The sequence below is a fragment of the Pseudomonas marginalis genome (assembly GCF_900105325.1).
GTDB lineage: Bacteria > Pseudomonadota > Gammaproteobacteria > Pseudomonadales > Pseudomonadaceae > Aquipseudomonas > Aquipseudomonas marginalis.
The window spans coordinates 49702-69927 of the sequence record NZ_FNSU01000002.1; the positions used below are offsets into that span (position 1 = coordinate 49702).

Annotated in this window: 18 protein-coding genes; 11 read left to right on the forward strand and 7 right to left on the reverse strand. The window is 60.9% G+C overall.

The genetic code is table 11. From position 1 onward, the window contains the following. The first annotated feature begins 13 nt into the window (after positions 1–13). Positions 14–970: a type III secretion effector protein gene (locus BLW22_RS35085; protein ID WP_065926924.1), complete on the forward strand. Its 957-nt coding sequence runs from the start codon at positions 14–16 to the stop codon at positions 968–970. 784 nt (positions 971–1754) lie between these two features. After that, positions 1755–2525, forward strand: coding sequence for a type III secretion effector protein (locus BLW22_RS07780; RefSeq protein ID WP_235865576.1), 771 nt, complete (start codon positions 1755–1757; stop codon positions 2523–2525). Between the two features lie 10 nt (positions 2526–2535). On the opposite strand, the gene BLW22_RS07785 is transcribed toward BLW22_RS07780, so the two are convergent. Further along, the gene (locus tag BLW22_RS07785; RefSeq protein ID WP_074845269.1) at positions 2536–3687 is read right to left on the reverse strand and encodes an MFS transporter; all 1152 of its coding nucleotides are present in this window, start codon (positions 3685–3687) and stop codon (positions 2536–2538) included. Between the two features lie 345 nt (positions 3688–4032). Between BLW22_RS07785 and BLW22_RS07795 the strand changes: the two genes are divergently transcribed. The 5 genes from BLW22_RS07795 (at position 4033) to BLW22_RS07815 (ending at position 11122) form a co-directional block, all read left to right on the forward strand. Continuing rightward, positions 4033–5019 (forward strand): diaminopimelate epimerase, encoded by a 987-nt coding sequence (locus BLW22_RS07795; protein ID WP_074845273.1) that lies wholly within the window; start codon positions 4033–4035, stop codon positions 5017–5019. 310 nt (positions 5020–5329) lie between these two features. Continuing rightward, positions 5330–7348, forward strand: a complete 2019-nt coding sequence (locus BLW22_RS07800) for a type VI secretion system Vgr family protein (protein ID WP_074845275.1) — start codon at positions 5330–5332, stop codon at positions 7346–7348. Further along, a complete protein-coding gene (locus BLW22_RS07805; RefSeq protein ID WP_074845278.1) occupies positions 7348–8184 on the forward strand; it encodes a DUF4123 domain-containing protein in 837 nt (278 codons plus the stop codon). The genes BLW22_RS07800 and BLW22_RS07805 overlap by 1 nt, the downstream gene beginning before the upstream one ends. Next, positions 8177–8959, forward strand: a complete 783-nt coding sequence (locus BLW22_RS07810; RefSeq protein ID WP_074845281.1) for a hypothetical protein — start codon at positions 8177–8179, stop codon at positions 8957–8959. The genes BLW22_RS07805 and BLW22_RS07810 overlap by 8 nt, the downstream gene beginning before the upstream one ends. A gap of 12 nt (positions 8960–8971) precedes the next feature. Continuing rightward, entirely contained in the window at positions 8972–11122 is a 2151-nt protein-coding gene (locus BLW22_RS07815; protein ID WP_074845284.1) for a lipase family protein, read from the forward strand. Positions 11123–11131: 9 nt separating this feature from the next. On the opposite strand, the gene codA is transcribed toward BLW22_RS07815, so the two are convergent. From codA to BLW22_RS07845, 6 genes are all read right to left on the reverse strand, one after another. Continuing rightward, positions 11132–12367: a cytosine deaminase gene (gene codA / locus BLW22_RS07820; protein ID WP_074845287.1), complete on the reverse strand. Its 1236-nt coding sequence runs from the start codon at positions 12365–12367 to the stop codon at positions 11132–11134. 27 nt (positions 12368–12394) lie between these two features. Continuing rightward, positions 12395–13600 (reverse strand): PucR family transcriptional regulator, encoded by a 1206-nt coding sequence (locus BLW22_RS07825; protein ID WP_065926933.1) that lies wholly within the window; start codon positions 13598–13600, stop codon positions 12395–12397. Next, complete coding sequence (codB, locus tag BLW22_RS07830) at positions 13597–14859, reverse strand: cytosine permease (protein ID WP_065939378.1); 1263 nt, start codon at positions 14857–14859, stop codon at positions 13597–13599. Before codB ends, BLW22_RS07825 begins: the two co-directional genes overlap by 4 nt. Positions 14860–15049: 190 nt before the next feature. Continuing rightward, positions 15050–15673: an NUDIX hydrolase gene (locus BLW22_RS07835; RefSeq protein WP_027603137.1), complete on the reverse strand. Its 624-nt coding sequence runs from the start codon at positions 15671–15673 to the stop codon at positions 15050–15052. 96 nt (positions 15674–15769) lie between these two features. Continuing rightward, a complete protein-coding gene (gene queD / locus BLW22_RS07840; protein WP_074845290.1) occupies positions 15770–16126 on the reverse strand; it encodes a 6-carboxytetrahydropterin synthase QueD in 357 nt (118 codons plus the stop codon). Between the two features lie 76 nt (positions 16127–16202). Continuing rightward, positions 16203–17282, reverse strand: a complete 1080-nt coding sequence (locus BLW22_RS07845; protein ID WP_074845293.1) for a patatin-like phospholipase domain-containing protein — start codon at positions 17280–17282, stop codon at positions 16203–16205. A gap of 194 nt (positions 17283–17476) precedes the next feature. On the opposite strand from BLW22_RS07845, the gene BLW22_RS07850 reads away from it, so the two are divergent. Genes BLW22_RS07850 through BLW22_RS07865 form a run of 4 tightly spaced genes read left to right on the forward strand, consistent with a single transcriptional unit; the run spans position 17477 to position 20074 of the window. Beyond that, positions 17477–17779, forward strand: coding sequence for a PepSY domain-containing protein (locus tag BLW22_RS07850; protein WP_065926937.1), 303 nt, complete (start codon positions 17477–17479; stop codon positions 17777–17779). Further along, positions 17779–18090, forward strand: coding sequence for a PepSY domain-containing protein (locus tag BLW22_RS07855; protein ID WP_027603140.1), 312 nt, complete (start codon positions 17779–17781; stop codon positions 18088–18090). The genes BLW22_RS07850 and BLW22_RS07855 overlap by 1 nt, the downstream gene beginning before the upstream one ends. Next, complete coding sequence (locus BLW22_RS07860; RefSeq protein WP_065926938.1) at positions 18090–18758, forward strand: response regulator transcription factor; 669 nt, start codon at positions 18090–18092, stop codon at positions 18756–18758. The genes BLW22_RS07855 and BLW22_RS07860 overlap by 1 nt, the downstream gene beginning before the upstream one ends. Beyond that, complete coding sequence (locus BLW22_RS07865) at positions 18755–20074, forward strand: sensor histidine kinase (protein WP_074845296.1); 1320 nt, start codon at positions 18755–18757, stop codon at positions 20072–20074. The genes BLW22_RS07860 and BLW22_RS07865 overlap by 4 nt, the downstream gene beginning before the upstream one ends. Positions 20075–20226 lie beyond the last annotated feature (152 nt).

Below are 20226 nucleotides of genomic sequence, written 5' to 3' on the forward strand. Positions count from 1 at the left end.
AATGGAGAAAACTATGTCGGTATTGGTGTCCGATACACAGGCCTCGACCTCATCAACTTCTGACCTTTTGCAGGCCACTTCCAGGCCTGAGGTCAAAGCCCCTCGGCCAGCGACTGCCCCCAACGGCCAAGCGGCTGCAAACGTCAGCTTCCTGCCTCGGGAAAACCAGAGGGGGCCCGTGTTCGGCGCGCCCTCTTCGCAGGCCCCCCGTCAGAGTGCTGCTGACAACGTGATGCGTCACTCCAGCGAGCCGGCCAGGCAGGGCCTGATGGATACGGTCAGACACTGGGTGAGCCCTTGGTTTGCCTGGCATCGCCCACAACCAGGTCCTGGCTACTGCAATCCGCCACCACGCCCCGATCCTACCGTGGGTAAGCCGTATCCGCCCGCGCCGGGCTGGCCTGATCCGACGTACTCGCTGAAAAGCAATGACGAGTTGGCGCAACAGTTACGTGACAATTTCAATGCCTTCAGGGACCGCAGCAACCCTGGGTATGTCAGCGTTGACAGTATCTATGGGATGGCGAAAAAAACCTGGTCTCCCAATCCGGTCACGAACGCGAACATTCGCCTGGCCAACGAGTTGCTGCGACGTCCGGAACTGATGAGCGCCCTGGACCGGCACTCCTCCACCGGTGCATTGGATGGCCTGATCGACCGGCAAAATGTGAACATCGTGGTCAAGGGGGAAAACTACTTCAAGTACAAGACCGACAAGGAAATGGCCGGTGAAATGCTTGAGCATTTCGACGAGTTGAAACGTAATCCCTGGGACCGGGAGCTGAGCTTCAACCACCTGAGGAGCCTGGCGGCCCAGGAGCAGACAGGCGATTCGCCCATGGATCATCTGATCCAGCTGTCCCAGGAGATACTCAAGCGCAGTGACGTGTTGAGGAAAATGGACAATCTCGCCGGTCGTGATAATGACGGCCGGATCAGCTGGCAAGCGCTTTACCTGCTTTCCCGCTGACCGTCCGCCAGGCGCCGCCGCTGAATGACGGTGCCTGGCTCAATTTTGTCAGGAACTGTTTACGCCGACTGACCAAGTCGTTCATAGGCACCGGCCTTGATCAAACCGGTCGGCTTTCAGATTCCGTATGGAGAGCTAGCAAATGACGTCAAGCTCGTTTCACCCGCCCCAGCCCAGCTGTCATGAGCTCTTTCGCAATACGGATGATGGCGATCCGACTGTGCCCACGGGTGCCATCGTTGCGCAAGAGCCCCCGGCCCTGGCCGATGTGCATGCTGTCGAAGCCAGGCGCATGAGGGCTTTCGCCGGTCAGTGCCAATTCCAGGCGCCGGTCGAGGAAGACTTTTCCCGGGGCATGCTCGCGACCGGACAGATGGCGAGTGACGACGCCAAGCCCCCCAGATATTCCAGGCTGATCAATAGCCTGACGACCTGGTTGCGTCGGTAAGGGTGGGAATCACCGTACCTTCTGGTCGTTGTTTACATGCTGTCATTGGTATTCATCGGTTGTCCGGAACTGTTGTGTTTGTCCAACCACACATGGGGTGCTTGCCGGTGGAATCCATTCGCTGATTCCGTCTGGGGGTGGTGATCACCGGGCAGGTATGTATCGGAAACGCGTTGGAGAAAACCCATGACGATCGAGGGTGCACCCCCTCATGGTCTGCCCTTGGCACTGGATGAGCCGGCTTTACGGTCTACAGTGCCAGCGCCGCTCACGCCCTCTGAAACCTGACAGGGGGCTGTTCCTGCGCGCCTCGACGGCGTGTCGCGGTTGCCTCTGGTGCTGCGCGGAACAATGTCGGTGCTGCGCCAGCGAGCGCTGCAGAACCTGCCCGCTGCTACGCGCGTGAACCTCGCCCAGCCCGGCGTAACGTCCACCGACAGCCAACTGGCGTTGGGCCTGGAAAAAGATTTTGGCAGGCTGTACCCCTTCCTGAACGACGGGCGTTTGACCTGCTCGTCATTGCAGCGTGTTGCAGACGAACGTATGGGGAAAAGCGAGGAGTTGGACCGGACGATTCAAGTGGTCAGCGAGATTCTCAAGCGCCCGCGGTTGAGCGATGCAATTTTGAGCCGCGACGGCGATATCACCCGGGACAGTCTCAGGGCGGCAGCCCAAACGCTACAGGGGAACAGCTCACCAAGTGTGTTCAGCCAGGACCCGTTCCATGCCCAGGGCAATACCCAGGTGGTGCTGGCCCTGCAGGGCCAGTTCGAACAATTGAGGGATAAATCGCAGGATCGGACGTTCTTCTTTGAACAACACCAGTACGTTGAAATCGCCATGCTCAAGGCCGTCATGCAGGACCCGCATGCCGTTGATCAAGAGGGTGCGCCTGTGCTGGATCCTTCCTCCGGCATGCCTCGGCCCAGGTACAGCGAGCTCTGTGTCTACACGGCGAAGAACATTCTTGAGCGGCCTGGTCTGCTGCCTTCGCTGATACGTGCGAACGGCACACGATTGTTTGGTCTGCCGCAAAAAGACGGCTGGCTCAGTAACAAAAGCCTCGAGCGTTGGCTGGAACAGGACAAGGCCCGCAAAGCGCGCTGATGTGCGGGGGTCATACCTTGAGGACCTTGCCGCTCAGGGACACACCGGCGAGCAGCACTGCGATCAGCACAAAGGCACTGCTCAGGCTGCTGCCATGGGCAATGAAGCCAATCACTGCGGGGCCGGCAAGAATCCCGGCATACCCCAAGGTCGTGATGGCAGGCACGGCAATATGTTCCGGCATCACCGTTTGCTTGCCGACGGCGGTGTACAGCACCGGTACGATATTCGAACAACCGGCACCTACCAGCGCATACCCCAGCAATGCGGTTTCCCAGGCTGGCAATAATGTTGCCAGCAACATGCCAGCAGTGGCCAGTGCACCACCGATCACAATCACACGGGTCGCGCCCAGGCGCCGCACGATGGCATCGCCGGTCAGGCGCCCGGCAGTCATGGTCAGGGCGAAGGCTGCGTAACCCAGGCCGGCGTAAGCTTCGTCCAGACCGCGTTCGGCACTGAGGAACACGGCGCTCCAATCCAGTACGGCGCCTTCTGCCAAAAACACGATAAAGCACAGACAGCCGATGAACAGTACTACGCCGTGGGGGATCGCAAATGCCGGACCCGAACTTTCACTGCCATAGGGCAACAAATGGGGCCCGGCCTTGAGCAGCGCCAGTGCCATGATGACGATCACCACCAGGGTCGCGTGCAGAGGTGACAGACCCAACCCCAGCAGCCCGGCAACCCCGGCCGCGCCGACGATCCCTCCCAGGCTGAACAAGCCGTGGAAGCCCGACATCATGGTTTTGCCACTGGCGCGCTCAACAATCACCGCTTGCAGGTTCACCGTGGAGTCCACCGTGCCAAGGCCCGCGCCAAACAGGAACAATCCGGCGATGAGTAACGGAATCGAGCTGACCGTGGCCAGCATGGGCAAGGCCAGGCATATCATGATCGTGCCGGCGCTCAGCACGCGTCGGCAGCCATAACGAGACGCCAGCGCACCGGCGGCCGGCATGGCGATGATAGACCCCACCCCCAGGCATAACAGCAGCAGGCCCAGAGTGCCTTCACTCAGTTCGGCGCGTGCTTTGGCGTATGGCACCAACGGCGCCCAGGCAGCAATGCCGAAGCCGGCGATGAAAAATGCGATACGGGTCGACATTTGTTCCAGCCGCCCGGGAACCACGGGTGCTGAGGTGGGGATGGCAGTCATGAAAAAATCCTTGGTTTTGCGTTCAGCGAACGATGTCCGGCGCGACATCCTTGCACATCAGGCCTTGGGGGGCGAGCCGGGTTCCCCCCGAGATCAGCGGCGATGAGTTTTTTTGCAATTCTGGAACGCCATGGGCGTTGGCAACCACACACGGAGTGTCTTTGCGGAAGGCGTTCTGGAAGGTGTGTAATCCCTGTGGGAGCTGGTGAACCCCCGGGTTTTCACGGTGGATTACCACCTTCCAGGCCGCCTCCCACACACCCTGCATTGTGTAATACGCTGCTGGTCCAACCCTGTAGGCAACCGAGCGGACGCACCGATGAAGATTGCAAGGCAAGTGGCGCCATGACCCAGTTCTATGACGCACGTGGCAACATTTACGGGGTCGCCAGCCCGGCGTTCCTACGACAGCGGGGTATCGAGGTGCCCGACAGCGCGGCGCAGGCCGCGAGGACTCGCGAGGCTTGGGCTGCATCGGCCATAAGGTCTGAATGCGAGTGGGGCTCGACGCCGCGCCCGGCCAATGCCAAGGCCCACCGCTGCGATGGCTTGCTGGTGGGCCCGTTCCAGGCCGAGCCGCCGTTTGACCTGTTGATCGTGAACACCGACGGCTCCCTGGCCGAGCGCAGTGGCAATGGGTTGACGATTTTTGCCCAGGCGCTTACTGACCAGGGCTTGATGACCGAGGCCTGTGATTTGCGCGTGCATCATGACCAGCCTGACGGGGTGTCGCCGTTGGTGACTCGGGTCGAACCTGCCATCTATGAGCACCGCTCTGGATTCTGGCTGGCATTGGGGTTGCCCGGGTTCGGGCCGTCGGCCGTGGGTGCTCAGGGGGTTGAGCAGGTGTTCCAAGGCGACATTGAACTGAGCCATGTGAAGGCGTTGTCGGCAATCAACCCACAGTGGGCGCACAGTCAGTTTGTGCGTGTGGGCAATCCTCATTGTGTGACCCTGGTCGAACACATGTCAGCCTTGCCGGACAATCTGCAGATGCAACAGCCAGCGCTGTTCGAACCGTTGCAGGCGATTGCCTTCGCCCCCCCGGCAGGAAGCGGCGAGCCATGCTTGGCCGGAGTCAATTTGCAATGGGTCGCCAGGCAATCCGGCAACCGGGTGGTTGCCCGGGTGTTCGAGCGGGGAGAGGGCCCCACGGCGTCCTCCGGCACCAGCGCCAGTGCCGTGGCCTGTGCGGCGTGGCGAGCGGGTTGGGTTGAGGGAGGTGAAGTCGCGGTGGTGATGCCGGGTGGCACTGCGCCGGTACGTTTGCACACCCAGGTCGATACGCTGCTGAGCGTCAGTCTGTTCGGGACTGCACGGCCTCGGACATGAAGTCTTTTGAGCAGTTGACGCCCTGAGTGGGTGTCAGCTGTTTCGCTATTAATTAATTGATCAGATAAAAGTTGGTGTAGGGCATTTCTTATGTTTGAGAAGTGGCTCATTGACTTGATTTATTATTTTGTAAAAGACACTTCAATCTCAGTCGTACGAAACTTCTTTTTTATTTTTTGGGGGCCGATTTTTTCCTGGAAACGCTAAGCTTCAAGGCGTTCAGGCGCTTTTCCTCGGCAACTTATTTCATGTTTGGCGGGGGAGGTATCTCAGTCCGGTAATAACTATCGATATTGGCGGGTAACAACGGATGGTTAACGCGTTTGTTTCGTCACGTTTCAAATTAATCCTTCCAGGCATAAAGACTGACTTTCAAGTACTGGCGTTCAACGGTCAGGAGGTGCTTGATCAGCCGTTTTTCATCCAGGTGCAGGTGGTCAGCGAAAACCCTTCACTGGACCTGGAGTCACTGCTCCACCAGCCTGCCTACCTGGTTTTTGGCGATGCCAATGAAGGCCTGCACGGGCAGGTTTACGCGATTGGCCGCGATGATCCCGGGCGGCGGCTCACCCGTTATCACCTGACGTTGGCGCCGCATCTCGCCTACCTTGCCCATCGACGCGACCAGCGGATTTTCCAGCAGCGCAGTGTTCCGCAGATCATCGCGGCAGTCCTCGAACACCACGGCATCCTGGCCGACCGCTATGCCTTTGAGTTGGGGCCGGTGGTCTACCCGCCGCGGACGTTCTGCGTGCAATACGCGGAAACCGACCTGCATTTCATCCAGCGGCTGTGTGAAGAGGAGGGCATTCACTACCACTTCCGTCACAGCGAGCACCAGCATGTGCTGGTGTTTGGCGACGACCAGACCGTGTTCCACCGCCTGCCTGCGCAGCGTTATTCAGCTGCCGGCGGGCCGCTGGCCGAGACACGGGTTATCCAGCGTTTCGACGTACGCCTGGCGACCCGCAGCCAGCAAACGGTGCGTCGTGATCATGACTTCGAGCATCCGTCCTTATGTCTGCAAGACAGCGCGGGTTCTGCCTCAGCGCAACCCCTTGAGGACTACCGCTACCCGGCTGGATTTACCGGCCATGCACGGGGCGCGCGCCTGGCGCGCAGGGGGTTGGAGCGCCTTCAGATCGGCGGATATCGGGCATTGGGCAGGAGCGACCAAGCGGTGCTGCGCAGTGGGCATTTTCTTGAGCTGCACGACCATCCGGATCCGGCCTGCAATGATTTATGGTTGATCACTTCGGTCCGTCACGAGGGTTATCAACCGCAGGTGCTGGAGGATGGGACAGGTGAGGTGGATGCATTCCAGGGGTATCGCAACCGTTTCACCGCGACACCCTGGAGTGCGCCGTATCGACCCCCTCTCAAGCACCCCAAGCCGACCATCCACGGCACCCAGACCGCCACGGTGACCGGGCCTGCCGACGAGGAGGTGCATTGCGATGCATACGGCCGGGTAAAAGTACGGTTTCACTGGGACCGACTGGACAAGAGCGATGACACAAGCAGTTGTTGGGTGCGGGTGGCATCGGGTTGGGCCGGAGACGGGTTTGGCGCAACGATGATCCCGCGGGTGGGTATGGAAGTGCTGGTGACATTCCTGGAGGGCGACCCGGACCAACCATTGATCAACGGTTGCCTGGCCAATGCGTTGCACATGCCGACCTATTCCTTGCCGCAACACAAGACCCGCAGCGTCTTGCGCAGTCGCAGCACCCCGGGCGGAGGCGGCGGCAACGAATTGCACCTGGAAGACCGCCGTGGCAAGGAGCTCATCTACCTTCGTGCCCAGCGGGACCTGGAGCAGCAGGTGGGGCATGACAGTCGCCTGGAAGTGGCCGGTGAGCGGCGTGAAATCATTCGAGGGATAAGTACGGCGCACCTGGAAAGCGAGGAGCATCGTCACGTCACCGGTGACCGCAAGGTTGTGCTCAAGGCCAGCGATCATCTGGACGTGCAGGGCGACAGCCGGACCTATGTCGGGCAAACCCTGGTGATTGAAGCCGGGCAACAGGTGCATCTCAAGGCCGGCGCCAGCCTGGTGATCGACGCGGGCGTACAACTGAGTTTCAAGGCCGGCGGAGAGCACCTGGTGATCCAGGCAGGCGGCATTTTCAGCAGTCGGCCCATCACCCTCGGTGGAACCCCGTCCGCGACCGGGTCTGCGAACGCCCTGTTGGTTGCGCAGAGCCCGAAAATCTCCGCCACACAGGGCGCCATCATGCACTTGGCCAGGCAACTGGATGCGGACTTCTGCCCGCTATGCGAGGACTGCCGCGAAGGCCTCTGCACTGTCGGCGGGAGGGCAGCCTGATGGAAAACCTTCCAAGCCGATGGATGAGCCAACAGCAACAGGCGGGGCACAGGCTGTGCCTGATGCTTGAGGGGAATAACGCAGCGTGCCAGCCAATGTTGGCGGCACGCGGTTTTCCGGCGTACTGCCACCTCTACGCACAAACCCCACTGGCGGAAATGGCCACGGCTGGCCCCGTGATCCTGTTGCTGGATCAGGTAGGGGAGCCCGCGTTGCTCGATCTTCTGCAAGAACCAGAGATGAATTGGGGCTGGCTGGGCAGCTTGCCAGACGCGGACCTGACGGACATGTCCCGGCATTGGCGCGACCGGCTGCTGGTCGGACCGGAGAATAACCGGACGCTGTACCGCCTTCACGACAATCGTACGTTGGCGCGCGCACTGAACCATCTGGGCCTTGAACACTGGCCAGCATTCCTCGGCCCACTGATCAGTGTGTGCTACTGGCATGAAGGCAGTTGGCACTGTGGTGACAACCCTGCCCCCGGTGACTATCCGGTGCCCGAGCCAGCTCCTTGGCTGAACACGCCCAACCCGAATGCCAGCGCCATCCTGCACGCCAATATCCTGCGTTACCTGCTGGCTGAACACAGTGAAGATCTGGCGGCATTGGTTGAATTCCAAGACCCCAGGGTCTGGCTGACCCAAGTGTTGGAACAGGCTCGCAGTTGGCGATGGAGCCAGCCGGAACAGCTGGAGTTTCTGGTCGTGCGACGGCTGGAAGAGGCCACCCGCAGCAGTGGGATTCGTTGGCAGCCGACGGTTGGAGAAACACCGCAGGATCACTTTGAACGAGTTAAGCAGCAGTGGCTCATGTTGGAGAACAAGGATGAGTAAGCGTGTATGGGGCGTGCTGCTTGCGCTGGCGATGGCGGGACTTTCGGGATGTGCGATGAAGCCGGTTGATCGCTTTACGTTGGAGGTGGATTTACCGGCGGAATTTGAACTTAAAACTGCCGCCAACTACGGGCCCGCAACGGGTGAGACCTGCACCTTGCCAAGGCGCCGAGGCAAGAGGCCGGAGCGGAAGGTTTTTTTTACCGAGTACAAACCGGTGGCAAGTCGGGCGAGTTATGAGTTACCGCTGAGTGAAACGGTACAGGGGTGTCCGCTGGTATTACGCAATGTGGAGTTTGATTTTTACGCTAAGTGGGGTACGCGGGATTCGGATGTTGGGGGGGATATCGCGGGGATTTCGATTCGGGATCGTCTGGAGGGTGATAGGCCTGGAATGCCGGAGTCGGGAGTTCAAGAACTGTCTTGGCAATGTCAGTGGTTGTTTCGGACTGTGGGGCCGATACATGCGATCAGAAAGGTTCTGAACTGTAATTCGCTGGGCGCTACAGAGCAAAGATATAAAGCTCACTCGAACGGTGTTTTTTCGCGAGATGAGTTGGGTGGGAAAAAAGTACTGATAAAGCTGAGCCTCATTAGTGAGGAACGACCTTATATGGGCGATAACTGGATTCGTTTTCCTCAAGGATGGAAACGCTGTCGAGGCAAAAGTTTTGAGGACCAGTACGCGTTTTGTGAGGGGAACACTAAAGATTTCAAATCCTTCAAAATGCCCGATGGGCGTGTATGTGACATATATCCAAGTTGCAGTGAATAAGGATGTTCAGGCATGACGATGGAACAATGGAAAAAACCGTTTTTTAACGAAAAAATGCCCGCTTGTACGCTGCGTGGAGACTGGCTGAGTTTTTGTCTGGTGGACGAGTCCGGCGACGGGAAAGCTTATGGAGGGCTCAAGTACGAAATTGTTGACAGTGCAGGGCAGCGATACGCGGGCCGGTTGAATGGCGATGGTTTTGTACGATTAGAGGGGCACTGCCGTGGTCCTGTAGTGTTGGTTTTCGATGCTATGTATCAAGAATTGGGGAGCTACTATTCGACATTGCAGAGGCGAGAAAAGTATCCGTTACCTATCACCGACCTTCAGGTCAGAGCTGAACAAACGAAGTTTTCAAAATCCAGCGGTGAGCAAACCGAGAGCAATTCTGCGCGGCAGAAAGCTGACCACTTTTATCAGGTTGAGGTGAGTGACTTGGTTCGTCAGGGCTCCCATCTACCTGCCGTGACACCCACTGCTTACCGCCCCAAACGCCATGCACTAAAAATGATGGCTGATCTGGGGTTCGGTCCGTCCCAACCCTCCTTATCAGGGGTGGTGTTGTTCCCGAGCAATCACACCGTTCTCGAAGTACGTCCACTGCGAGCACTACGTCCAATGCTATCCACGGAAGACCGCTTCTGTGCTTTGAATCTGTACCAATTGGCACTGTTTGCGGCGTTGAGTTACTGCGATTTTGGCCAGGAGCCCCCGGACAAACCATTTGATCAAGTGCGCTTTCCACTGGATCCCAGCGTTGGAAATTTGTTTGCTGAACAACTATCTGGGTTTCATCAGGCCTGGCGAGTTGATCCGGAGCAAGTGCGACGTTTTTATCCGCTTTATGAGGATGTCCCTTACTCTCGGCGTTTTGAAATTCTGCCCTTCGATCCTGAGCTGTATCCGCAAAATCGTCCGGAGTTGGAGGAAAAACAGGAACACCCTGCGCATTTGCACTTCTTTGATGACGAAAAAGGCGGTACTGATACCCAGGCTTTCATAACCCACCACGATGAGGTCATCCTGATTGCGGTGCGTGGCACCGCCAGCCCATCTGATGGATTGCGAGATGCCAACGCCCATCAAGTACCCTTCATCGATGGCGTAGGCAAGGCGCATGAGGGGTTTTATCAGGCTTACCGAGCGGTACGTAACTTCGTGCTGCGATACCTCGACCAGTTTCATGTCGGGCAACGAATAGTTATATGTGGTCACAGCCTTGGCGGCGCCATCGCGTTGCTTCTGGCTGAGGGGCTGCGCCGAATTTCCGACGCTCACTACAACATCCTCCTCTACACCTACGGCGCCCCCCGCGCCGCCGATGCCGAATTCACTGCCGGCGCTTCCACGTTGGTCCACCACCGCATCGTCAACCACAACGACCCGGTCCCCAGCGTCCCGGCCCCTTGGATGAACACCACCGCCAAACTCTGGATCCCCGGTGCCGTCACGCTATTCAGCGCCCCCACGGCCGGGGGCCTGTTGTTCGCCGCCGGCCTGGTGCGTATTGGCGGCAACCCCTACCAACACCACGGCGATCAACAGCACTTCATGCCGATCATGCTCCCGGACGGTACGCATTCGTCCGTGCTGTGGAAGCCGGGCTGCGAGTCCATTGAAGAAGCCGGCCGCAACCGGGCATGGCAAACGCGCGGTGACATGCCCGATCGCGAAGGCCTGATCAAACAGTTGGTGCAATACAAGCAGCATTTCATGACCGCCAGCTACATCCCGGCCGCCTGGGCGACGTTGCGTCGCTGGCAACAAGCGGTGGATAGCAACGGTCCTCTGGTGACCCAACGGGAGTTTGAACTGCTCGACCACGCCCTTGCGACCATGCGCAAGCAACTGCAAGACAAGCGGCGTGAACTGGCTCGACAGCGCCCGGCCAACGACCGTGCCTATGAATACCATGAGCCGCTGAACGCTGAGATCGACCGCCTGCACACCAGTCGCGAACGCCTGCAAACCCTGCGCTGGCGTCGTCTTGACGCGCGTGATGTCTACGGCAGCCATAGCCACTCCTCCAACCTGCAACCCAGTCTCAAGCGCTGGTTCCGCCATCGTGAAAATCAGGCGTTGCCTCAGGTCGCGAGCATCCCTCCCGCTGCGCAAAGTGAGCTGGGGAGGGCACAGCCGCTGGATCTCGACTCAATCGTCTGACCTGGGTGCTTAGACAAACTCTACCTGCGCCGGCTGGCGTTTCATCAACACCTTGCCGTGGCGAATCGAGTACAGCGGCAGCCCTTGGCTGCGAATCACCTCGTAGTCGCTGTCGGCCGAGAGGATCAGCAGGTTGGCTGGGCGCCCGGCTTCTAGGCCGTAACGGTCACCCAGGGCCATGGCCTTGGCGCTGTTGTCGGTCACCAGGTCGAGGGCGCTTTGCAGGTTGCGGTAGCCGAGCATATGGCAGATGTGCAAACCGGCTTCCAGCACGCGCAGGATGTTGCCGTTGCCCAGCGGGTACCAGGGATCGACGATGGAGTCCTGGCCAAAGCATATGTTCATGCCGGCCTCCAGCAGCTCGTTGACCCGGGTGACACCACGGCGTTTCGGGAAGCTGTCGAAGCGACCCTGCAGGTGGATGCTTTCGGTGGGACAAGAGACGAAGCTGATCCCGGAGTGCCCCAGCAGGCGGAACAGTTTGGCGCAGTAGGCATTGTCGTAGGAACCCATGGCCGTGGTGTGGCTGGCGGTGACGCGGGCCCCCATGTCGCGGCTGCGGGCTTCTTCGGCAAGTACTTCGAGGAAGCGTGAGTGCGGGTCGTCGGTCTCGTCGCAGTGCACATCCACCAGGCAGCCGGTGCGTTCGGCCAGGTCCATCAGGAACTTCACCGAACTCACGCCTTGGTCGCGGGTGTATTCAAAGTGGGGGATGCCGCCGATCACATCGGCGCCCAGGTGAATAGCTTCTTCCATCAGTTCGCGGCCGTTGCGGTATGACTCGATGCCTTCCTGGGGAAATGCGACGATTTGCAGGTCGATCAGGTGCGTGCTTTCTTCGCGCACTTGCAGCATGGCCTTGAGCGCCGTGAGGTCGGGGTCGGTGACATCGACATGGGTACGTACATGCTGGATGCCGTGGGCGGCGAGGGACTGGATGGTTTTTTTGGCGCGGGTCCTGGTGTCTTCCTCGGTGATGGTGGCCTTGCGTTCACCCCAGCACTCGATGCCTTCGAACAGGGTGCCGCTCATGTTCCAGCGTGGTTCGCCGGCGGTGAGGGTGGCATCGAGGTGAATGTGCGGTTCGACGAAGGGCGGTATCACCAGGTTGCCGGCTGCGTCCAAGTCATTGGGCCCCACTGCCGGCGCTGTTGTGTGTGGGGTGATGCTGGCGATCCGGCCGTGTTCCAGGTGCAGATCATGCAGGCCTTCACGGTTGCGCAGGCGGGCGTTGATGATGTGCATGGGCAAGTTCCTCTTGGCTAAAAACAATCAGGCAGACAGCCGCCAGATCATCAGGGCGATGCCGATGTCCAGGCGGTCATAAGCGTTATCCAGTGTCAGACCGCACAGGGCTTCGATGCGCTGGACACGGTGTGTCAGGGTATTGCGGTGCAAGGCCAGGCGCTGGGCGGCAGCCACAAGGTTACCATTCTCGTGAAACCAGGCTTCCAGGGTCGGCATCAGGCTGGGCCCGTGGTGCAGGTCGTGACGCAGCAGCGGGCCCAGGCGTTCATTGAGGAACTGGTCGAGCAGGGCGCGATCACGCACACCGCTGAGCAGCTTGAGCACGCCCAGTTCGTCATACACGCACAGCCCGGCACGCTCGCTGAAGCGTCGTGCCGCCACCAATGCCTGGCGTGCTTCGTCCTGCGCCTGGGCCAGGCGCGCGGGTGGGTGTGCAGCGGCGCTCAGGCCGATAAACAATTTCAGCGGCGCCAGGCGCAGGTTGAGCGGGTTCAGCCAGTTGGCCAGTTGCTGGCGGTTGGCCAAGGCCGTGACGGCATCCGGTGCCGGCAGCAGCAGGGTCCATTGTCCGGCGCGCCCCAGTACCGGCAGTACCGCCGATAATTGACGCAAGCGCCGACTGATACCGTCGTGTTGCCGCGCCAGCTGTGCCTCCACCTGTGCCGCGTCACCCTGGGCAAACAGCAACTCACTGCCTTCCAATTGCAGTTGGGCGACCTGCCAATGCCCGGCCAGTGGCATATTCAATTGCACGGCCCGATGCAGCAGCAAATCCAGGGATTGATAATCCCCGCTCAGCAAGCGCTCCAGCACGTCGTGCCGCGAGCGTCCCAGTTGCTCGGACTGGATCAGCGCCGAACCAATCGCCTGGGTCACCAGTACCATTTTCAGCGAGTAGGGCTGTTCGATCAGCGGCATGCCGGCGGTTTCGGCGGCGTCGAGCAAGCGCTGGGGAATTGCCTGGATATACGCCGCTCCCGTCAGGATCACCAACCCGGCCACTTGGCGCTGGCAGGCTTCGTCCAGCAGTTGCAGGAGGTTGGCCTCATCCCGTGGGTGGTTGATGCCGGTGACGAACACCAATTCACCGCCCAGCACCCACTCGGCGATCCCACTGTTTTCCGCCACATAAGGCCAACGCACGACGTTATCCAGGGCGGCAGCGCCGGCGCGCAGGCGCATGGATTCCAGTCCCGGCAACGCCAGTACATCCGCAATGGTCAGGCTCATGCCCGGGCATCAGCCAAAGGCACGCGCAGCACGGCGGTGAGCGCGACGTAGGTCAGCGACGCGGCAGCGATGCCCACCAACGGCGCGACCCACGGCGAGTTGAACGCCAGCACGGTACCCACTGCGTACGCCACCAGCCCGGCCCAGTTGAAGGCTGGCAGGCGCGCATCCGCCAGGCGCGGGTAGTGGCCGCGCCAGCGGTAGAAGAAGTCCGCCATGATCACCCCGCCAATCGGCGGAATCACCGTGCCCAGCAGGATCAGGTACGGCACCAGCATGTCGTACATACCCAGCAACGCCAGCAAGGTGCCGATCACCGCACCCGCCAAGGTCACGGTTTTGCGCCGCTTGGTGCGCAGCAGGTTGCAGCCGGCCACGGCGAAGTTGTAGATGGTGTTGTCCTGGGTGCTCCAGATATTGAGCAGTAACATGGCCATTGCCGCCATGGCAAAGCCTTGCAGCAGCAACACTTCGACCACGTCGGGCTGTTGGTAGACGATCGCGCCATAGGCGCCGATCAGCACCATCAAACCATTGCCGATAAAGAACCCGATCAGGCTGGCCAGCACCGCGACCTTGGCCGAGCGGGAAAACCGCGTCCAGTTGGTGGCCTGGGTGGCGCCGCTGACGAACGTGCCGAACACCAGGGTGATCGCCGTGGACAAATCCAGCTCGCCGGTCGGCACCACCGCCAGCAGCCCATCCAGCCCGCCGACTTTCACCGTGGCGACCCACATCGACAGCAACAGCAACAGGCCCATGGCTGGCACCGCGATGTAGGAAAGAATCTCCAGCCCGCGATAGCCCACGTAGGCCGTGGCGCAAAACACCAGGCCGAACAGCACCATCAACGCCAGCACGCTGCCCTGGCTCAGCTCGAAATACTTGCCCAGCACCACGGCCGCCGTGGCGGTGCCCCAGGCGTACCAGCCGATCTGGGTGAACCCGAGGATCAAGTCACTGAGCTTGCTGCCCACCTCGCCAAAGCAGAAGCGGCCCATCAACACCGAGTTCAACCCGCTCTTGAACGCGATGTAACCCAGGCCTGCGGCGTAGATACCCAACAGCAGGTTACCCAAGGCCACCACGCCGAGCATCTCGGTGAAACTGAACGCCACCCCGAGCTTGCCGCCGGCAAACATGGTCGCGGTAAAAAAGGTAAAGCCCAGCAGCACCATGGCGGTCGACGCCAGGCCTTTGCGCGCATGCATGGGGACTTCGCTTAAGGGGTAATCGTTGCCCGGTTCTTGCTGCGTCATGTGCGTGCTCCCTGAATGAGTGACGCAGGCCTGTTGCACCGGGCGTGCCAAATCACCGGCAGTGACAGGCGCACGGTTGTCGCTGTGCACTGTGCACAGTATTTATAGCCAAACAGGCGGGGAACGCAGGCGGGAGTGTTCGTTGTGCCCAGTCGGGCACGAAAGCGGTGCAGCAGTGATACAAATTGGATCAGTCGAACAGCGTCTGCGTGGTCTCGCCGCGATGAAAGGCGAACGCCGCCTCCAGATCACTTTCGATGGTGCGCCCACGGGACAGCGGCGGCAGCTCGTCCAGGCTGAAAAAGCCCACCTCGGTGGTCTCGAACCCGGCCACCGGCGCCAGTTGATCCACCCGTTCACACAGGAAATACAACTTGTAGAAATCCCGCACATCCGGCCGGTACAGCCCCTTGGCCTTGTGGGTGACGCTATACAGTGCCCGCGCAGTAACGCTCAGCCCGGCTTCCTCGCGAATTTCCTTGATGATGTTTTCCGCCGCCGACAACCCGATATCGGCATAACCACCGGGCAGCGCCCAGCAACCGTCGGTGGCCTCGCGCACCAGCAGAATCCGCTCACCCTCGATCACCGCGCCACGTACGTCGATCATCGGCGTCGAATAGCGCTGGGCGAAATCCGACACCAGCCCGGTGATGCGCTCCAGCGGCACGTTGCCCAGCTGTGCCAGCATGCTGTGGGCAATCTCGGCGATTTCTTCCAGGCGTTCGCGCTCGAAATCATCGGTGCAAAAGTGCAGCCCCGTGGAGGCCAATGCTTGCAAGCGTTTGGCCTGGGCCAGCCAGGTAGTTTCCATGGACATCTCCTCGGTCGCGAAGAAGGGCAAGGGTGGAAGGGTGCTACGGGAGGCACAAAAAAACCACCGCAAGGGTGGTTTTTTAACAGCGCAGGTTTACTCGCCGCGATAGATGCAGCCACTGGTGCAGGTCTCGTGGATGCGGATCGCACTGAGCTCCGGCAGCAGCGGCTTGAGTTCAGTCCAGATCCACTTGGTCAGCACTTCGCTGGTGGGGTTTTCCAGGCCTGGGATGTCATTGAGGTAGTTGTGGTCGAGGCGTTCGTAGAGCGGCTTGAAAATCGCCTTGATCTCCGAGAAGTCACGAATCCAGCCGGTATGGGGATCCAGGTCGCCGCTCAGGTGGATCGCCACCTTGAACGAATGCCCATGCAGGCGCCCGCACTTGTGGCCTTCCGGTACGTGGGGCAGGCGGTGGGCGGACTCGAAGGTAAACTCTTTGAAGATTTCCACAGTATTTTCAGCTCGGTCAGGTATCTGGCAGGCGGCGAGTTTAACAGCTTGATCCCATGCCGCGCATACCGCTGGGTCAAAGCGCCTGCAAGCGCTCGCCCAGGCCACCGTTATCGGCCAGCTGCAGAAACTCATCCCCCAGCCGCCGGCTCTCGCTCATCGCGGTTTGCCAGTACTTGTTGCGGCTCGGGTCGTCGCCCATGAAGCGCTTGAAGTCGCTGCGGTCCGGCAGTTTGCAGTGGGGCAGGCGGGCCAGGTAGTCCCTGGACGGCGCCAGCAGCAACACATCCTGCAAGCCTTGTGGGTTGCTGCGCCGCCATGGCAGGCCCTTGTCGAACCAGCCGGGGATGACCCGGTCGGTGAAGTGCGGGTACAGCACGATGTCGTCGCCGTGGTAGGGCAGGTCGAGGTGGTAGTCCAGCAGGCCGCCGTCGCGGTAAGTGCCGGTGCCGGCTCCGGGCAGGTCGCGCACGCCTTGCATCACCATGGGGATCGACCCGGACGCCAGCAGCGCCTGGCGCAGGTTACCCATGTCCAGCTCAAGAAAGCGCGATGGAAAATCCTTCAGCGGGTGCACCGGCGGTGCCTGGCGCGGGTCGTGGATGATCAGCCGCTCGAAATGCCGCGCCAGCCGCGCACGGCCGCGCAGGTTGTCGGCAATCACCGATGACAGGCCCAAACCCAGGCGCCCACGGTGGTCATCGGCGAGCAGGCCGTGGCTCTTGACCACCATGATGTTCAGCCGGTAGTCGGGGTTGTCCAGCACCCGTGCATCGCGGCCGGCCAGCAGGTCGTCGAGCATGCGCTGGCAGCTGCGGCTGACTTCGGCCATGGTCACGCCTTTGGCAAAGCGTTGTTCGTTGTACAGGCGGCCGAGGTCCAGCAGGCCTTGCACCGGGTCGGGCAGGCAGGCGCTGGCAAACCGCCAGGAACCGATCGATGCGCCGATCAACGCCCGCTCCCGCGGTGCGCGCGGCAGCCAGTCGCCGAACAGCGCCAGGTCCAGGCCCTGGATCCCCAGCGCCTTGGGGCCGCCGGCCGCACCGGGAAGGATGCCGACATCCGCAGGCTTGAAACCCTGTTCGCGAATGTGCGCAAAGGCGCGTTTGCCGGCCTTGAGGGTCAGGGCGGGGAACTTGATATGGATGGCTGTCATACCGGTCTCTGTTGAAGCGAGGTGTAGGCGCAAGCGTGCTCGCGAAAAACGTTAACGATACCGCGTGAGTCCTGAATAAACATCGTAGCCCGTCGCGCCTGCTGGAAATTGCCATGGTGGCAATTCAGTTTCAGTTAAGTTGCAGCCGCTACCGTGGCCGGCGTAGGAAAAACATCGTGTAACGGAGACTCATCATGAAACGCCTCACTGCTCTGGTCGCCGCCGCTATCATCGCCTCCACGGCGACTCAGGCCGGAGCCGTGGACCCCGACAAACCACTGATCGTGCCCGCCACTGTTACAATTGTCGCTTTCGACCAGCTCGAAGCCACAGCCCAGGCCCTGCACCCCGGTTCAACGCTGTTGGACACCGACCTGGACGAGGCTTACGGCAAGTATGTCTATGAAGTCGAACTGCAAGATGCCGACGGCATTGAATGGGAGGTCGAATTGGACGCGCTTACCGGGCAGGTTCTCAAGAATCATCAGGATACGTAATGAAGGTAAATTTACGCGCCGGCAGTCGAGTGGCGTTGGTGCTGGTGGTGTTCTGCTCAGGCTTGCAGGCCCGCGACCTCAACCAGGACGAAGCCTTGGCGCTGCGCCAGCAGGGGGTGATCCTGCCTCTGGAGCAACTGTTGCAGCAGGCCATGGCGCGGTATCCCGGCTCGCGCCTGCTGGAAGCCGAGCTTGAGAAAAAGCACGGCCAATATGCCTACGAAGTGGAACTGGTGACCACCGACGGCGTGGTGCGCGAGATCAAACTCGACGCCACCAACGGTGTACTGATCAAAGATGAGGAAGACTGATGCGCCTGCTCCTGGTGGAAGACAACGTACCCCTGGCCGATGAACTGCTGGCCGGCCTGCAGCGCCAGGGTTATGCCGTCGACTGGCTGGCCGACGGCCGTGACGCCGCGTATCAGGGCCGCAGCGAACCCTACGACCTGATCATCCTCGACCTCGGCCTGCCCGGTTTGCCCGGCCTTGAGGTGCTGGCGCAATGGCGCGCCGCCGCGCTGACCACCCCGGTGTTGATCCTCACCGCCCGCGACTCCTGGGCCGAGCGCATCGAAGGGCTCAAGGCCGGTGCCGACGATTACCTGAGCAAACCGTTTCACCCCGAAGAGCTGCACCTGCGCATCCAGGCGCTGTTGCGCCGCTCCCACGGGCAGGCCAACCAACCCACCTTGCAAGCTGCCGGCCTGCACCTGGACGAAGGCCGCCAGTGCGTGCTGCGCGATGGCGACGAGATCCAACTGACCGCCGCAGAATTTCGCCTGTTGCGCTACTTCATGCTGCACCCCGAACAGATCCTCTCGAAAAGCCACCTGGCCGAGCACCTGTACGACGGCGAGACCGAGCGCGACTCCAACGTGCTGGAAGTGCACGTCAACCACCTGCGCCGCAAACTCGGCCGCAGCGTGATCGAAACCCGGCGGGGCCAGGGTTACCGCTTTGGCGCCAGCCCTGCATGAAGTCGATTCAGCGCCGCCTGAGCCTGGGCCTGATCAGCGTGATGGTGATCGTCGGCGTGGTACTGGCGCAAACCAGCCTGTGGTTGTTCGAGGCCGGTTTGCAACGCTACCTGGAAGCGGGGTTGCGCAACGATGCCGAGAACCTGCTGGTCGCCCTGGTACGCGGGCCCAACGGTGTGCAACTGGATGAGCAGCGCCTGTCGCCGGCCTACCAGCGGCCGTTTTCCGGGCATTATTTCCGTATCGATTTTGCCGACACTCACTGGCGCTCCCGTTCGCTGTGGGACCAGGAATTGCCCCGACTGCCCGAGGCCGGGCTCAAGGGCAACCTGCAATTGGGGCCCGAAGGCCAGCAATTGCTGGTGCTGCGTTCGGACTACAAGCGCTTTGGCCAATCGATTTCCATCAGCGTGGCCCAGGACTACACCCCGGTGCGGGAAAGTTTTCGCCTGATGCGTCGGATCGGCCTGGTGCTGGGGCTGGCGGCACTGCTGCTGGTGTTGTTTTTGCAGCGAGTCACCGTACGTCGCGCCTTGCGCCCGCTGGAAAACGCGCGTAACCAGATCGCCCAACTGCAACAAGGCCAACGCTCGCAACTCGACACCCAGGTGCCGCTGGAACTGGAACCACTGGTCGCCCAGATCAACCACCTGCTGGCCCACACCGAAGACAGTCTCAAACGTTCGCGCAATGCCCTCGGCAACCTTGGGCATGCGCTGAAAACCCCGCTGGCGGTGCTGTTGAGCGCCGCCTCGAGCGAGGCGCTCAAGGATCACCCCGAACTGAGCAAACTGCTGCGCGAACAATTGGAGCAGGTGCAACAACGCCTCAACCGTGAACTCAATCGCGCCCGGCTGGCCGGCGAAACCCTGCCGGGTGCCTTGTTCGACTGTGAACAAGAACTGCCCGGCCTGCTCGCCACGTTGAACATGATCCATGGCGAACACCTGGACCTCAGTTACCACGTCGCGCCGGGTCTGCAACTGCCCTGGGACCGCGAAGACCTGCTGGAGCTGCTCGGCAACCTGCTGGACAACGCCTGCAAATGGGCGGATGCGGAGGTGCGCGTGAGCGTCAGCGAGACGCCGCATGCTTACCTGCTGGCGGTGGAAGATGACGGTCCCGGGATTCCCGAGGCCCAGCGTGACCAGGTCTTCAGCCGCGGTGCACGCCTGGACGAACAGATCGACGGCCATGGCCTGGGGCTGGGGATCGTGCGCGACATTGTCGAGGTGTGGGGCGGGATGTTGCAGTTGCAGGAGAGCGAGCTGGGCGGGCTCAAGGCACTGATCGAATTGCCACGCCGCCAGATCTGAAAACACCCCCGTAGATACCGTCTTATCCAACACCGCGCAAATCCGCAGCTGCCGATTCAAGCTCGAGTCGCGGCCTACGCAGCCTCGCCAAGGCTCGGCAGCTGCTACGGATGTGTGTGGTGTTGGATAAGACGGTATCCACGCGTAGGAGC

Bases quoted from the DNA above. Each gene is read 5' to 3' on its own strand.
- BLW22_RS35085 (WP_065926924.1), top strand. From the start codon at position 14: ATGTCGGTATTGGTGTCCGATACACAGGCCTCGACCTCATCAACTTCT.
- BLW22_RS07785 (WP_074845269.1), bottom strand. From the start codon at position 3,687: ATGACTGCCATCCCCACCTCAGCACCCGTGGTTCCCGGGCGGCTGGAA.
- BLW22_RS07795 (WP_074845273.1), top strand. From the start codon at position 4,033: ATGACCCAGTTCTATGACGCACGTGGCAACATTTACGGGGTCGCCAGC.
- BLW22_RS07800 (WP_074845275.1), top strand. From the start codon at position 5,330: ATGGTTAACGCGTTTGTTTCGTCACGTTTCAAATTAATCCTTCCAGGC.
- BLW22_RS07805 (WP_074845278.1), top strand. From the start codon at position 7,348: ATGGAAAACCTTCCAAGCCGATGGATGAGCCAACAGCAACAGGCGGGG.
- BLW22_RS07810 (WP_074845281.1), top strand. From the start codon at position 8,177: ATGAGTAAGCGTGTATGGGGCGTGCTGCTTGCGCTGGCGATGGCGGGA.
- BLW22_RS07815 (WP_074845284.1), top strand. From the start codon at position 8,972: ATGACGATGGAACAATGGAAAAAACCGTTTTTTAACGAAAAAATGCCC.
- codA (WP_074845287.1), bottom strand. From the start codon at position 12,367: ATGCACATCATCAACGCCCGCCTGCGCAACCGTGAAGGCCTGCATGAT.
- BLW22_RS07825 (WP_065926933.1), bottom strand. From the start codon at position 13,600: ATGAGCCTGACCATTGCGGATGTACTGGCGTTGCCGGGACTGGAATCC.
- codB (WP_065939378.1), bottom strand. From the start codon at position 14,859: ATGACGCAGCAAGAACCGGGCAACGATTACCCCTTAAGCGAAGTCCCC.
- BLW22_RS07835 (WP_027603137.1), bottom strand. From the start codon at position 15,673: ATGGAAACTACCTGGCTGGCCCAGGCCAAACGCTTGCAAGCATTGGCC.
- BLW22_RS07845 (WP_074845293.1), bottom strand. From the start codon at position 17,282: ATGACAGCCATCCATATCAAGTTCCCCGCCCTGACCCTCAAGGCCGGC.
- BLW22_RS07850 (WP_065926937.1), top strand. From the start codon at position 17,477: ATGAAACGCCTCACTGCTCTGGTCGCCGCCGCTATCATCGCCTCCACG.
- BLW22_RS07855 (WP_027603140.1), top strand. From the start codon at position 17,779: ATGAAGGTAAATTTACGCGCCGGCAGTCGAGTGGCGTTGGTGCTGGTG.
- BLW22_RS07860 (WP_065926938.1), top strand. From the start codon at position 18,090: ATGCGCCTGCTCCTGGTGGAAGACAACGTACCCCTGGCCGATGAACTG.
- BLW22_RS07865 (WP_074845296.1), top strand. From the start codon at position 18,755: ATGAAGTCGATTCAGCGCCGCCTGAGCCTGGGCCTGATCAGCGTGATG.